Annotated in this window: 13 protein-coding genes; 10 read left to right on the plus strand and 3 right to left on the minus strand. The window is 65.1% G+C overall.

Annotated features, from left to right (window positions below):
• Positions 1 to 48 precede the first annotated feature (48 nt).
• Positions 49 to 702, plus strand: a complete 654-nt coding sequence (locus KIH78_RS06960; RefSeq protein WP_214312839.1) for a peptide deformylase — start codon at positions 49 to 51, stop codon at positions 700 to 702.
• Positions 703 to 893: 191 nt separating this feature from the next.
• Here the strand turns inward: KIH78_RS06960 and KIH78_RS06965 are convergent, their stop codons facing one another.
• The 3 genes from KIH78_RS06965 to KIH78_RS06975 are packed head-to-tail and all read right to left on the minus strand — an operon-like array spanning position 894 to position 5,574.
• Positions 894 to 2,408, minus strand: a complete 1,515-nt coding sequence (locus KIH78_RS06965; protein ID WP_236034488.1) for a S8 family serine peptidase — start codon at positions 2,406 to 2,408, stop codon at positions 894 to 896.
• Between the two features lie 26 nt (positions 2,409 to 2,434).
• On the minus strand, positions 2,435 to 3,877 hold the full coding sequence (gene eccB / locus KIH78_RS06970) for a type VII secretion protein EccB (protein ID WP_219131775.1): 1,443 nt from the start codon (positions 3,875 to 3,877) through the stop codon (positions 2,435 to 2,437).
• A 32-nt stretch (positions 3,878 to 3,909) separates the two neighbouring features.
• Positions 3,910 to 5,574, minus strand: coding sequence for an EsaB/YukD family protein (locus KIH78_RS06975; protein WP_219131776.1), 1,665 nt, complete (start codon positions 5,572 to 5,574; stop codon positions 3,910 to 3,912).
• 299 nt (positions 5,575 to 5,873) lie between these two features.
• Between KIH78_RS06975 and KIH78_RS06980 the strand changes: the two genes are divergently transcribed.
• The 9 genes from KIH78_RS06980 (at position 5,874) to KIH78_RS07020 (ending at position 14,777) form a co-directional block, all read left to right on the plus strand.
• A complete protein-coding gene (locus KIH78_RS06980; protein WP_214312826.1) occupies positions 5,874 to 6,185 on the plus strand; it encodes a WXG100 family type VII secretion target in 312 nt (103 codons plus the stop codon).
• A 49-nt stretch (positions 6,186 to 6,234) separates the two neighbouring features.
• On the plus strand, positions 6,235 to 6,522 hold the full coding sequence (locus KIH78_RS06985; RefSeq protein ID WP_214312824.1) for a WXG100 family type VII secretion target: 288 nt from the start codon (positions 6,235 to 6,237) through the stop codon (positions 6,520 to 6,522).
• Between the two features lie 166 nt (positions 6,523 to 6,688).
• A complete protein-coding gene (locus KIH78_RS06990; protein ID WP_214312822.1) occupies positions 6,689 to 7,177 on the plus strand; it encodes a hypothetical protein in 489 nt (162 codons plus the stop codon).
• A gap of 179 nt (positions 7,178 to 7,356) precedes the next feature.
• Positions 7,357 to 9,210, plus strand: coding sequence for a S8 family serine peptidase (locus tag KIH78_RS06995; RefSeq protein ID WP_219131777.1), 1,854 nt, complete (start codon positions 7,357 to 7,359; stop codon positions 9,208 to 9,210).
• Between the two features lie 47 nt (positions 9,211 to 9,257).
• The gene (locus KIH78_RS07000) at positions 9,258 to 10,754 is read left to right on the plus strand and encodes a hypothetical protein (RefSeq protein WP_219131778.1); all 1,497 of its coding nucleotides are present in this window, start codon (positions 9,258 to 9,260) and stop codon (positions 10,752 to 10,754) included.
• A 171-nt stretch (positions 10,755 to 10,925) separates the two neighbouring features.
• Positions 10,926 to 11,756 (plus strand): hypothetical protein, encoded by an 831-nt coding sequence (locus tag KIH78_RS07005; RefSeq protein ID WP_219131779.1) that lies wholly within the window; start codon positions 10,926 to 10,928, stop codon positions 11,754 to 11,756.
• Between the two features lie 139 nt (positions 11,757 to 11,895).
• The gene (locus tag KIH78_RS07010) at positions 11,896 to 13,206 is read left to right on the plus strand and encodes a hypothetical protein (RefSeq protein ID WP_219131780.1); all 1,311 of its coding nucleotides are present in this window, start codon (positions 11,896 to 11,898) and stop codon (positions 13,204 to 13,206) included.
• Positions 13,206 to 14,306, plus strand: a complete 1,101-nt coding sequence (locus tag KIH78_RS07015; protein ID WP_219131781.1) for a hypothetical protein — start codon at positions 13,206 to 13,208, stop codon at positions 14,304 to 14,306. The genes KIH78_RS07010 and KIH78_RS07015 overlap by 1 nt, the downstream gene beginning before the upstream one ends.
• Before the next feature lie 42 nt (positions 14,307 to 14,348).
• Positions 14,349 to 14,777: a hypothetical protein gene (locus KIH78_RS07020; RefSeq protein ID WP_219131782.1), complete on the plus strand. Its 429-nt coding sequence runs from the start codon at positions 14,349 to 14,351 to the stop codon at positions 14,775 to 14,777.
• Positions 14,778 to 14,786 lie beyond the last annotated feature (9 nt).

Below are 14,786 nucleotides of genomic sequence, written 5' to 3' on the forward strand. Positions count from 1 at the left end.
GCGCGTCCCCGCCGGCGGGATGAAGCAGAAGCAAAGGAAACAACCGATATGTTCGGCAAGAACTCGAAGGTCGACATCGCGTTGAACCGCGATGTCGAGCAGCTCATCAAGACCGGCGGCAAGGAGCGCATCCTGCCCATCGTGCAGGCGGGCGAGCCCGTGCTGCGCGCCAAGTGCGCCGCGTACACCGGCCAGCTGTCGAAGGGCACGCTGCGCAAGCTCATCGACACGATGCGCGTGACCATGCTCGAGGCGCCCGGCGTGGGCCTCGCCGGCCCGCAGATCGGTCTCGGCCTGGCGCTCGCCGTGGTGGAGGACCATGTGCGCGACGACGAGGACGATCCGCGTGAGATCGCGGAGTTCCCGTTCCATGCGATCATCAACCCGAAGTACACGCCTGTGGGGGAGAAGACCGCGAGCTTCTTCGAGGGGTGCCTGAGCTTCGACGGCTATCAGGCGGTGCGCCGGCGTTGGCTGGACATCGAGGCCGAATGGGACGACGAGGCGGGCAATCATCACAAGGAGCGTCTGCACGGTTGGCCGGCCCGCATTTTCCAGCATGAGACGGATCATCTGAGCGGCGAGCTGTACATCGACAAGGCGGAGATCCGCTCGCTCACCACCTCCGAGAATCTGGAGGATTTCTGGTGTGAGGATCCGGTGCCGACCGCCGCCGCGGAGGAGCTTGGTTTCGACCTGTGACATGAGAACCGTGGAACCTTGCGTGACACGGTTTGCGGGCGATGTCCCGCGAACGGGATTCCGCGGGTGTCACCTGTATGTGGTGTCCTGCGGATGATGATTCGTGGACGACGTCCCATAGGAAACGCCCCGTACGCATGACGCCCTGTGGCGTAGGACACCATCGGATGTCCTATGCCACAGGGCGTCCGTCATTCCGTGGTGTCGCGGTCGAGTGCGGCGGCCCCTGTATCGCCGTTGCGCAGGACCCCGCCGTTCCGCCGAAGCCCGCTGTCCCCGCTCGTCCGTTCGTCGTGACGTGCGTTGCGTCGTCCGCCCATCCGCGTGCCGCGACGAACGCCGCCCTGTCCGTCCGCCTGTCCGTCACGCCGCCCCAGGCCGCGCAGGAACGCCACGCCCCAGAGCGCGGCCAGTCCGATGGCGGTGATGGCCACGATGCGTTTCACCTGCGCGTTCGCGTCCTTGACCGGGTGCAGCACGATGGGGTCCTGTGCGGTGGAGGCGTGTCGTCCGCCGCCCGCGGGCCCGCGCAGATGCGGGGAGAGTGTCACGTCGATGGCGTTGAGCGGGTCCATGACGCCCCATCCGGTCTGGTCGTCGCGCTGGTCGGGGTTGGTGCGGTTGGCGGTGGTGAGGATGCGTTGCCGCCATTGTTCGGGTGTTTCGTCCGGATGCGCGGAGGCGATGAGCGCCGCCTCGCCGCTCACGTAGGCGGTGGCGAAGCTGGATGATGCGGCGTCGGTGGCGAAGACGCAGTCCAATCCTCCGGGGACGGTGGTGGCCACGTCGGCGCCGGGGGCGGCCACATCCACCTGGTCGCCGTGGACGGAGTCGTTGGTGGGGTTGAGCGTGGTGTCGAGCGCGGTGACGCCGACGACTTCGGGGTAGGCGGCGGGGTAGCGTTCCCCGTCCTTGGTGGTGGAGGAGGTGAGCCGGTTGCCTGCGCTGGCCACGATGAGGCTGCCGTGCGATTCGGCGTAGGAGACGGCTTGGCGCATTTCGGGGATGTCGCGTATGTCGCTCAGCGAGATGTTGATGACGCGCGCGCCGTGGTCCACGGCGTAGGTGACGGCGCTGGCCACGTCCTCCATGCTGGGGGCTCCGGTCTGGCGTCCGTTCTCTTCGCGGATGTCCTGGAAGACGCGGATGGGCAGGATGGTGGCTTCGGGTGCGATGCCTTGCACCTGCGAGCCGTCCACGGGGCGTGCGGCGATGATGCCTGCGACGGCGGTGCCGTGGTTGTAGGTGTCGGCCATGCCGTTGGAGGGGTCGTCGGGTATGAGGCTCATGCCGGGGGTGACGGCGCCGTCGAGGTGCGGGTTGTCGGTGTCGACGCCGGAGTCGATGACGGCGACGGTGACGCCTGCGCCGGTGGCGTGATGGTGGAGTTGGTCGAGTTCGAACAGCGTGTTGGTCCATGGCGTTTGGGTGATGCTGTTTTCGACGCCGGCCTGGCATTGGCCGCCGTTCGACGAGCTGTTCGAGCCGTTTGATCCGTTCGCCCCGTCGGTCCCGTTGGATGTCGACGTGTCGCCCGATGCCGTGCCGTCGTCCGCGTAGGCCGTCGCCGGGTTGGCGAGTGGTGCGGTGAGGGCGAGGGCGCAGCCCAGTGCGGCGGCGACGATGCCTCCGATCGCGGCGGCCAGCGCGGAGCGTGGCCCCGTTGCCGCGTGCGTTGCCGCGCGTGCCGTTCCGCGTCCGGTCATGCCGGTGCCATCCGAGTCACGTCCGGTCATCGTGTGCCGCCGGTCTGGTCGATGACGGCCTGCGGGTTGGGGGCGTCGCCCGCTGCGGCGGGGGTGAGCTGCACGCCGGTGGGGAAGACATCCACCCAGGCGCGGGGGATGGCGTGCACGTCTTTGCCGGTGTAGCCGAGACGGTTGAGGATCTCCTCGGTGGCGTTGGGAATGGGGTAGGCGGTGCCGGTGGAGTCGATGGCGAAGACGGTGCCTTTGCCGCTGTCGCCGATGGACGCGCGGACGAGCGCGCCGGTGCCGCCGGTGACGCGCGTGGTGACGGTGGGCGTCTCGTCCAGACCGGGGCCGTCGGACTGCTTCGTGTCGGACCCGGTCGTGCCGGCGTCGCCGTCGGACTTGAGGGATTGCGGCGCCACGGCGAGACGAACGCGGGAGCCGAGCGTGCCGGAACCGGAGGCCAACGGGAACGTGGCGCACATGGTCGCGCCGTGGTCCACGGGACGCAGGGCGGACGTGGGCCAGTCGGACGGGATGACGCCTGCGGATGCGTTCTTCAGCTGCTGGAAGTCGGCGGTGCCGACGGTCCTGGGTTTGGCGAGCGTCTCCGGCTTGCCCACGACGTACAGGTTGTAGGCGAGGTCGTCGAGCGCGGTGACGGAACCGTCCTCGAGGACGAGGTAACGGGCGCCGGAGGCGTCGCCCTGCTGGGTGATGACGCCGCCGACGGTGAGCGTGGTGCCGCGCACGGTGACCGTGTCGCCTTCGCCGGGCACGGTGATGATGTCGATGGGGTCGCCGGAGCGGAACAGGTTGAGCCATTGCGCGCTGGCATGGATGGTGTTGGTCTGGGGGACGCCGAGCGCGCGCAGGAAGCTGTCGCGGATGATGGATTGTTTGGGCAGCCGGTAGTGGGTGGAGCCGGCGATGAGATAGTCGTCGCCGTCCACGGTGGCCACGATGGCTTGGCGTTCGTCGAGCGCGGGGATGGTGCTTCCGCTGATGAGGTTGTCGACGGGGCCGTCCGCGCAGCTGGTGATGGATCCGGCGGCGAGCTGGTCCTTGGCGGGCAGTGCGTCGGGGGCGCCGAGGATGCCGATGGTGGAGCCGATGGGTTTGCCGGCGAGCTGGTCGTCCTTGACGGTGATGACGTCGAAGTCGGAGGAGGGGATGAGCAGGCGCGCGCTGATGGCGTTGATGACGGGGTGGAGGGTGCCGTTGACGCTGACGTAGCGTGCGGCGGAGTCCTTGGCCACGATGAGCTTGTTGTTCTCCCATCCGGCGGGCAGGGACGGGCTCATGATCCCGTAGAACACGCTGACGAGGATGGCGATGAGCGCGAGTCCCACGCCCACGATGACGGGCGTCTGGTTCTTCTTCGGGGTGAGCTCCACGCCGGAGGGGATGCCGCTGGTGAATGCGGTGACGAGTCTGCGGCGCGAATAGCTCTGCGCTTCGGAAAGGTCCTTCTTGTCTGCCATGGTGCGGGTTCCTTCCTATTGGCCTGCGGCTGTTACATCGTCAACGTCAGGTAGGCGAGCGGCGGCAGCAGGATGATGCACAGCACTTCGGCCGCGTCCGCCACGCGCGTGCCGAACAGGGAGCTGCGGGTGGTGACGTGGGTGATGGTGACGGTGGCCATCGCGCCGATGAGCAATGCCAGGGTGAGCGGCATGGCGAGCGTGGGATGCGTGCGGATGGCGATGAACGCGGTGGCGACGAGCCCGATGCCGGCGGCGCCCACGGTGACGAGCATCTCGCGCAGCGTGTAGATTTGCCGGGAGTCGAGCAGCATGCCGAGGAACGCGACGAGGCAGATGAGCGCGCCCAGCGGGTTCGGTTGCGCGGCGAGCAGGGGTGCGGCGGTGATGAGGAGCGCGGCCACGGCCACGCGTCCGATGAACAGCATGGTGGAGCCGAGGATGTAGCGGCGGCGGATGTCCTCGTAGTCGATGTCCTCGGGCAGTTTGAAGATCTCGGATTCGCTGTGCGGGCTGTCCACGCTGATGCGCGCCATGGAGAGGCACATCCAGGGCAGCGCGTTGGCGGCGAGGGCGATGAGCGTGGTGGTGAAGATCCAGATCTGCGCGGCGTTCACGGGGAACATGAACGCGAGTCCGCTGGGAATGACGGCGAGGAGTCCCGCGCAGATGGGGATGAGGCTGTAGGGGCGGGCGCCGGATGCGGCGAGCGTCATGACGCCGCCGCCGATGATGAGGCCCGTGGCGGCGGCGAGGAGCGGCAGCCCGTGGAAGGGTTGTCCGGGAAGCAGCGTGGATGCGAGCTGGTAGCCGCCGATGGCGGCGAACAGGCTGGCGACGAGCCCCATGACGAGCGCCTGCGCGGTCATGGCCTTGCCGTTGAGGAGCGCGGCGAGGGCCGCGAGCACGGCGCAGAACGCGAAGCCGAGCGTTGCGTTGACGAGGCCGGCGGGGAAGAGCGCCAGGCATGCGGCGGCGATGAGGAGGAGTCCCGCGCTGATGATGAGCGAGGTGATGGTGGTGTGTTCGTTGGTCCAGGGTTTGTAGACGCGTTGCACGCTGGCTCCGACGGCTTCGACGACGTCGTCGTAGACGATGTCGCCGTCGGTGAGCGCCCCGGGTTCGAGGGTGAGCGTGGCGCCGTCCGCCACGTGCTGCTCCTCGAGGGTGCGCGAGGGGTCGAGCGCCTCTCCGCCGGAGGCGACGAGCCGGTATCCGCCATAGACGATGGCGGGGTCGAGTACGCCGAGCCGTCGTGCGATGTCCGGCAGGAGGTCGGCCACGATGGGGGTGGCGCCCACGTTGAGGGTGATGGTGCGTGACTTGTAGCCGATGGTGACGGTGAGGCGGGGATCGTCGTCGGCGTCCGTCTCCGGGGGGAGGGGCGCGTCGTCGACGGGGTATGCAATCTGCGGGATGTCGGCCGCCGGTGTGCGCCGTGCATGCGGCGTGGCCGCCGGAGTGACGGTCGGCGCGGGTGCGGGCGCCTGCACGGCGGCGGGACGTGGCGGGACCGTGGCGACGCGTGCCGGAACGGGTGCGACGGGCGGGGCCGTCGGCACCGGAATGGGGGCCGGCACGCCTGCGGAGGCCGGCGGCGGTGCGACGGAGGGTGCCGGCGGGATGGCGGGGACGTCCGGTGGGGTGCGATGCGCATGGTTCGGCCGTCGTGGGGGTATGGGTGTGCGTGCTGCCATTGCTGACGTCCCTTCTGATTCCTCCGGCCCACGCCCGCGTGGCCGTATGCCGGTTGGTTCCCATCATAGGGGGCGAATCGCTTGTCGTCCCGTGTTCACGTGAAATTCAGGAGAAATCATTGACGCGTTGGTTTCTGGGCGTATGATGAAAACCATCGTTGTATATGGTGAAGAGAGAGCCAAGGGCGCGTCCCGCCGGAACCATGGTGGTTTTCTTGGGGAAGGGCGAAGCGGCCTGAGGATTTGTCATCATCCGCCGCAGCGACATCGGATAACGCACTCAATGAAGGGATGCACACATGGCGGAAAAGATTGCAGCTGGCGAAGGTGCGCTTGAGAAGGGCGCCGTGGCCGTGGAGAACGCCCGTACCGGCATCGATCATCGCATCAAGGACATCGAGTCCAAGATGGCGGAGCTCGGCTCGTTCTGGAGCGGCGACGCGGCCACCTCGTACAACACGCTGATGACGAACTGGCAGGAGAAGGCCAACTCCCTGAACCGTATCCTGAACGATCTGCGCGACAACCTGCGCGGCACGGCCAAGGACCAGGCGGCCAACGAGGAGGACAACCAGTCCCGCACCAACCGTCTGCAGGCGCTGCTCGGCTGAGCCGCGGACGATCGAACAATCATCAGTCAGGGTTTGTAAGGAGCATATTATGGTGGGTTCCATTTCCGTTCGTCCGCAGATGGTGGACACGCTGTCCAGCGACATCGCCAATGACGCGCAGGGCATCGCCCAGGAGCTGGACACGTTGGATTCCGAAGTGCGCAGCCTCATCGACCAGTGGGATGGCGCCGCGCAGGAGGCGTATCACCGCGCGCAGACCGATTGGACGAACAAGCTGCAGGAGATGAACCAGATTCTGGGTCAGATCTCCCAGGCCACGTCGCAGATCGCGCAGCAGTACGTGGAGTCGGACAACCGTTCGGCGCAGCGTTTCTGACGATGCGACGGCCTGGCCTCTCATGCTGCTGAGGCATGGGCCGTGCATCGCGTAGTGGGGACCGGCTTTCCGGGAGGGGCGACGCCCGTCCGGAAGCCGGTTCTCCATCCGCGCGCCGGCGACGGACGCGCATGAGGATGATGGGATGTCCGGAAGGGAGACGGCGATGGCCACGGGCGACATTCATGTGGAAGGCGACAAGGTGCGTGCGGAGGCCGCGAACATGCTGGCCGCCGGCAAGGACGTGCAGGATGGCGTGGGAGGCCACTGGGACGGCACCGTCCGCAGCGATCCGAATTTCTTCGAACGGGACATGGAGGACTATTTCAAGCAGGTCGCCGAGAAGTTCGGCGAGTCGCGCAGGAACCTGAACGCCACCGCCGGCAAGTACGCGGACGGTCTGGTGAAGGCGATCGCCGAGCTCGAGGAGGGCGAGCAGGCGCAACAGGCGACGTTGGCGGCCTCGCAGGCCGCGGTGGAGCAGGCTTCGGATGCGAAGTTCGAAAGCGATCAGGCCCGCGACACGCTGCGTGAGGTACTCAAGCCGTTGGACGACCTGTTCGGGCTGAGTCTGGCGGACAACGTCGAGGACGCCGATGATGTGACGTCCGTGCCGCTGCCGCCCGACCCGCCGGCGCCACCCGCCGTGGCGTGACGTTGCCGTTTGGGCGATGTGGTGCGATGATGGTGAAGGGGACCGGCGCGAACGCCGGTGACAAGGACTTCGGGGGAAGGCTCCGACGGCTTGCCGTCGTGTGCCGCCGCTCTACGGCGGGCCTCGTGGCGATGACGCCACGGACTCGCCGGACGGTGTCTTTCAGCGCTGGTGGTCGTGTGGCTGGTGTGGTGCGTCGGCTGGTGATGGGTGTTGTGGCGGTGGTTGCGGCGGGTGCGTTGTGTGTGCCGTCGGCGGTGGCCGCGGATAGTCCGGGGTATTGGTATGTGGATGACACGGGGGTTCGTGACGCGTGGGCGCAGGGGGTCACCGGCGAGGGCGTGAAGGTCGCGGTGGTGGATGACGAGATGATTTCGGATTATCCGGGGTTCGCGGGTGCCGATGTGTCGTTCAAAGCCGCTATCAAACATGGTGACTCGTGCTCAACCTCCAAAGATTATAACGGAGATATAGTCACGGGGCGTCGAACCATCAAGGCCGATGACGCGGGCCGTAAGGCCGGTGATGGTGGTATCTATACGACGCATGGGACGAACATGATGGCGTTCATTGTGGGCAACGGCCAGGGGTATGACGGCAACCCGGGGGTCTTGGGTTCCGCGCCGAAGGCAAGCGTGACTTCATATGCCAAGGGATTCGCGACGACAGGGCTGTTGGATGGGGTGATTGTCCCTTGTATGGATTCGGATGACGCGCCGATAAGCGGGCCTGATTCCATCCGTGCTGCTGCTGAGAATGGAGCGCGAATTATCAGTCTATCCATCGATCAGAATATAACCGGGCTGGGAGTCCCGTCCATTATGTATGCGGTTCGTCATGGGGTGATCATGGTGACGGGACGTGGCAATGATCCGGTGAAGGGTACCAAGGATCTGGTGGGCAAGCCCGGAGCCATGAACGAGTTTCCCGGCCAGGTGGTGACGAACATGGTGGACCGGGACGGGAACATCGACAAGTCCACGGATGTGATGGACGGTAACGTGACGACGTTGTCTCCCGGTGTGGATGTGCTGCGTTACAACAAGGCCGAGGACAAAGCGCCTCAGATCATGGGGGGCGGCACCTCCGTGGCCACGGCGGTCCTGTCGGGGTATCTGGCGTTGGTGTTGTCGCGTTGGCCTGAGGCGACGGGCAATCAGGTGCTGCAGTCCCTGATCCGGAATACGAAGGGGAATGATTCGGGTGAGGCGAAGCTGGATCCGGAGCACAGGCGCGGGTTCGGCGAGGTGGACCTGAGAAGGCTGCTCGAGGTGGATCCGACCCAGTATCCGGACATCAACCCGATTCTCCAATGGCAGGTGGAGACCAGTGAGAAGCATGAGGAGACCCGCGGCATGTATACCAGCCACGCCGACTGGAAGGACTATTCCTATGGCCAGACGGATCCGTTCGACGGCGACGATGGCGAGCGGCCTATCGAGGTGCCGAAGGAGGCGGAGCTGGTGGGCCAGGAGCTGGACCGTCAGGTGAAGGCGTGGAAGAAGGTGGAGCAGTGCCGTGCCGACGGGGGTTCGGATTGCATGCGGTATTCGGCGACGAACACGGCGGACGAGGCTGACAGGTCGACGCCGCTGCCGGACACGGGCGGCGGCAAGGCTGTCTCGTCCGGTCTGCCCTCGTGGTTCTGGTGGGCCGTGGGCGGCGGTGCCGGCGTGCTGGTGCTTGCGATCGGCGGCGTCGTGCTGGCGGTGGTGCTTGCGAGACGGAAACGGAGCCGTGGCCGTCACGGCGGTCCCGGGAACAGCGGCCCCGGCGCCCCGCCCATGCCGCCTGCTCCTCCCGTTCTTCCCATGCCTCCCATGACCGGACGCCCGGGCGTCAATGTTCCTGCGGTTCCCAGCCGGTTGCCGCAAGGCCCGGCCGTTCCGTCGCCTTATGGCAAAGGGGTGGAAACTACTGGTCTGAATATGGGACAAGTGCCTGTGCCAAGTGCTATGCCTAGGCGAATGCCTTATCCGGGGAACGGGAGTATTCCTGATTCGCCTAATCCAACTCAGCATCAACAACAATGATGATGCGGATATCAATCCGCTGATACGACAGCAAAGGAAGGTGGCATATGGCTACCGAAAACAATGGCGATGCCGAATACAGGCTCTCGGTGATAGCGCAGACGCCCGAATGGACGATGCCGACCGAAGTAACCCAGTACGTGCAGGCGGTGAGTGACGTTTCACAAAGCTTGTTTGACATTACTGATCGTCTGAATGAAAAAGGCGTATTCGAATGTCAGGCGAAGCGACAAGCGCAGGAGTACTGTGAGAACATCATCGCCGCGATACGCAATGTCGACATTGACGGTCAGGTTCTTCAAATCAAAGAGAAAATCAACAGCTACAATGCCGCCATCCATGCCGCCCAGAATGTCTCATTGCCGGGAGACGCATTGGATGAAGAGTCTCAACAGGTCATCATGGGAGCGACGCAGCCGTTGGACTGCGTGGTGCCCGGACTGGGCAAGATAACTGGCATCGCCGGCATCGCCGGCGTGAACATGATTAACCGGCTATTGGCTACAAATCGTAACGATGTTGCTGCGCAAGAACTGGACAAGGTGCAGGAGATTGCAGATAAGAAGAAGTTTAAAGGTAGCTCCATTCCAATCGTCGACCCGCCCGCTCCAAAACCACCGCTTCCATGGCCCGATCCGCATGATGATGAGAACCATGGCGGCGGCTCATCCTCACAATCCATCGGCTCGCTGATCGGCGGTGGCGCGGCCATCGCCGGCGGCGCCGGAGCTGTGGCGTTGTCGCGCGCCGCCGGTGTCTCCGGAGGCGTCGCGTCCGCGGTTTCGGGCGGTGCCGTAGGAACGGCCGGAGCCGGTGCGGCCGTCGGTTACGTCTCCGCGCACCCGGTGCCGGCGCCCCCAAGCGCAGGCACCGGCTCCTCCAACGGTGGAACCAACGGGTCGAGCTCCTCCCCGAACGGAGGCGGTGCGGGCTCCAACGGTTCCGGGCGCACCGAATACGGCGACTACGTGTATGATCCGGTGACCCACAAGTGGGTGCGCAAAGATGACGACTCCGTCGCCGTGGACAGCTCGCAATCCGGGCTGCACGGCGGCACCGGTTTCGGCAAGATCGCCGGCGCGGCCGGCGTCGGTGCCGGAGTGGGCGTGGGCGGCGCCCTGGCGGCCGGACGGTTGTCCGGATCCGCCGGCGGAGCCGGCCTGTCCGGGGCTGCAGCCGGCATGGGCGTCTCCGGAGGTGGCGTCGGACTCGCCGCCGTGGGCGGCGCAGGCGGCGTTGGCTCCTACTATGCGAACACGCCCGTCCACGCGACCATCGCATCGTCCTCCTCGCTGAAAGGCGCCACCGGCATGGCCAGCGGACTGCAATCCGCGAACACGGCCGGAGCATCCGCTGCATCCGGCGCGGGCGCACGCACCGGCGCACCCGGCATGATGGGCGGCCAAGGCGGTGCCGGCAACGGCAAGAAGCAGAAGCGTCGCGGGCTCGGCTACATCGCTCCCGTCCTGGAGGACGACGAGGAATTCGAAGCCAAACCGCTGGCGGCCATGGCCGGCCGGCGCAAGCGCTCCGACGAAATGTGACGGGGTGTCTGTCAGCTGATGGACGGACGCCGTCTCCCGCTATGGCCGGGAATGACGGCGTTCGTCCATCCGTCTATTGCGGCATCACGGCCGGTCCCACCCGTCGGGATGGGCTGCAGGAAGAGCGTACGCCGTTCAGCGGCCGGTACGGGATTGGACTATCGTTGAGCCATGGCGCGCTTGGATTTATCGTGGAATTTCATCCACAAATACATCGAGGATCCGTTCGACAGGAGGGATCGTGGCTGGCGCGACGCCGACGAGTCGTATTCGACCAGCGGACGGCACAGCATTCTCATTCCGCAATGGCTGATGTGGATGTGCGTGTCCGGTCAGGAGAATCCATGGCGCAGCTGGCTCGGCAATATCGAGAAAGGGTTGTTGCTGCCGCTTCCTGACACGCAGAAACGGGACGAATGGTCTTTGGGAGTGTTCCCGAACATGGACTGTTCATATGATGCGAGCGGTTACTACGGGCGCGGCTATCACCCGGTGATACCGAAACTGGGACGACGTTGCACCCCCGTGCTGTTGCGCGCGCCGTTCCCCGTCACTCTGGACGACCAGCTCATCGCGCATGCGGCGTGCAGCATCGGTGAGACGGAGTGGGTGCCGTTCGCGCCGTTGATCAACGGCAGGTGTTCGCGGGAGATGCTACGGCTGATGAACATGTTCCCGCACAAGCCGGCGTTCATCATCTATCAGGGTGTGCTCCACCTGTGGATCAACGTGGAGCACTGGGGTCAGGTCGAGCCGAGGATTTCGTACTATTCGCTGCAGCCGTATATCGAGTTGGAGTTGTTCCGTGCGTATCGCGTGTATTACGAGCAGTTGCGGCGGGAGCTGGCTCAGCCGTATTCGGGTCCGGTGTGGTGGCCTGATCAGTGTGATCCGCGGTTTCCGTTGCCGGGCGATCCGCGTGGCGCGCATTACGGCATGTGGATTTACTCGGGTGGCCTGACGTACGGGGAGAACGCAACGGAAACATACGGCATCCGTTAAAAGAATCTTCGGGAAACATTGACGTATTCGTTCCACGTGGCAGAATGGATGGTGACAATGTTGTAATGGGTCGACGATAATCGAACCAAGCAAGGGAACCGCAGGGGAAGAGCAAGGGGGCAATATGGCGGCATCGCTTATGCAAATGGACCCTGACGATTTAGGGACCGTATCCGATTCCTTCAGTCAAGCGGCCAACGAGTTCGCCAGCGCGAAAGCGCAGTTCGAAGGCTCCGGAAGCCCGAACTTCGGCATACTCCTCAGCTTCGTGGCTCCGGCATATGAGACGGCCAAGAGCTCCACGGTGACGTATCTGGACAACATCGAATCCATGCTCGACTCCATCTCCGGTGCCGTGCAGGGGACGGCCCAGGACGGTGAAGACACCGAACAGAAGATCATCGACCTGCTCAACAAGATCCTCAAGGAACTCGAGGAAATCAAGGGGAACCAGGAGAACGGCGGCGGCTCCGACAACGAAGGCACGAGCGACGGCGGCAGTGGCTCCTCCACCGGCGGCACCGGTGGCTCCGGTGGCGGAGGAAGCTATGGCGGCGGCTCCGGCAGCGGAGGAGGATCCGGTTCCGGCGGCTCCGGTGGCGGCTCCGGTTCCTCGAACGACGATTCCACCCAATACCAGCCGCTTCAGCAAGCAGACCTCAGCGGTGGCACGCCCACCGCGGGCGGCGGTGCAGGAGGCGCTGGCGGAAGCTCCACCGGCGGGAGCGCATCCGTTTCCACGCAGGACGGGCAAACCCCCGGCTACACCACGCTGCCGGACGGAGGGGCCTCCAACGGCGGCACGAACGGCGTACCCCTGCCGCCGGACACGTCGACCACCACTCCCGGCGGTACGAACGGCACCGGTCATGGCTCGACGCCCGGAGGAACCACCACTCCCGACACCGGACGCGACACCACCTCCAGCCTCGGCCTCGACACCGACGGCGACGCCACGGACGACTACTCGCTGAACGCCACCGACGGGAACACACACGTCACCGTGAACGCCGACGGGTCCGTCACCCTCGGCAAACAGGACACCTCCACCGTGCCGCTGCCTCCCGGAGCGGATGAGACGCAGAACGGCAAGACCGGATCGTTCACCGTGGACGCCGACCACGACGGCACCGACGACATCGCCCTCACCCCGGACACGGGTGACGACTCGCGCATCAGCGTCTTCGACCACGAGGACGGCGAATACGCCGCCATCGACTTCGACAGCGACGGCGACTACGACGCCGTCGTACGCATCGGCGACTCCGAAGCCGCCTACGAGAAAATCAGGCAGGAAGCCGAAGCCAACGTCTGGGAGAACATCTCCCGCAACGACCCGCTCGGCCGATCCGCGGAGGAACTGCAGGCGCTCTACGCCGACCGTGACCTCATGACCCTGCCCGAACGCACCGACATCACCATGCCCACCACCCCGAGGAGGTTCGCCTGATGGCCAAAGACGACGGTTCCGGCAACGACATCTCGATCGGCCCCTTCAGCTACGACGTGCCGGACAAGGATGAGACAGTAGTCCCCGAAGGCTCCGAAAACGACATCCGCATCGGACGGCTCGGCTACGATACGCCGGACAACCTGGACGAAGTGCATCGCGACCTCAAATTCGCCCAAAACCTGGGCGAATTCGCCACAACCCACGAACTGGGCAAGCTGACCAGCGCGCTGAGCCCCACCATCGGGCCGTTGAAGACGGGGCCGATCGTCAACGGACTGCTGACGGACCTTGGCTTGAAAAAACTGAAGATAGGTGATGTCTCCAAGGAAATCGGGAATGCCTCCGAGGAGGTGAGCAAGAACGTCAGTACCATCCAAAAAACCGCGAAGGGGATGAACGAGGCAATCAGCAACGGCATCGCCAACGTGCGCATGGCCGTGGCCGTGGTGGACTTCGTCTCCAAGACCCTGTTCGGCTTCAGCATCGTCGACGAATGGGTGAAGAAGCCGTTCTTCGGCGACTGGGATGAACTCGAGAAGACCGCGGCCAAATGGGACGCGCTCGCATCCTCCCTGACCGGCGTGCAGACCGCCATACAGAACATGTCCAGCAACGTGAACGAGGAATCCTGGTGCGGCTGCGCGGCGGACATGTTCAAGGAACGCAACGACGCCGTGGGCGAGGTAGCCGGCGAAGGCTGCGCCCCCTGCACCGAGATGTCGCAGGCGTTGAACGCGCTCGCCGAAAACGCGCAGAACGCGTTCGACCTGATCCTCGACACCATCGACGAGATCATCAGCCTGTTGAAGATCATCTCCGGCGAGCTCATCGTTCCCGGCGCCGGTCCGGTCCTTGTGGCCGTGACCTGCGCGGCCGAAGTGACTCAGGCCATCCAGTGGGCGAACGACATCACCACCTGCCTCAACAACCTGTACACGGCATTCTCCGGATTCTCGAGCTGCATCTCCACCATGCAGCAGCTCGTCAGCAAATCCGAAGGCGTGAAAGCCACGTTCGGTTCCGGTTCGGGATCGGGCTCCGGTTCCAACGGCGGATTCACCCCGGCGGGCCGCGACGGCACCGTGGTGTTCGCCTGACCCAACACACGAGACGTCAACACGAAGCACAAGGAGCCGATCATGGGATCGCCTGAATTCGAAGCGTTCATGAAGCAGATGGACGACCTGAGCCAACAGATCAAGGAGCAGCGCGCCAAATTCGAGAAGGAGAAGGCGCGCGTGGACAAGATGATCGCCGAGAAGCATGAGGACATCGAATCCAAACGCCGCAGCGGCGAATACGGGCACGCATGGCAGGTGCTCCAACAACGTATCGACATGGGCAAGACCTGCGAGAACGACATCTACGCCGGCATCGACAAATCGCCCGAAGCACGCGAAGTGCGCGGCTACCTCGAAAAGAGCATGGGGCTCGTGCGGGACCGCCTCGAAGACGTGGACGATCCGGACAACGAGGCCGCGCAGGGCCGCACCGAGCTGGACGAGGGCATGCGCAGGCTCCACGCCCAGGAAGCGGAACTCAACCGCGGACACGCCGGACGGCGATAGGACGGAACA

This window comes from Bifidobacterium saguinibicoloris (genome assembly GCF_019331725.1).
Lineage (GTDB): Bacteria > Actinomycetota > Actinomycetes > Actinomycetales > Bifidobacteriaceae > Bifidobacterium > Bifidobacterium saguinibicoloris.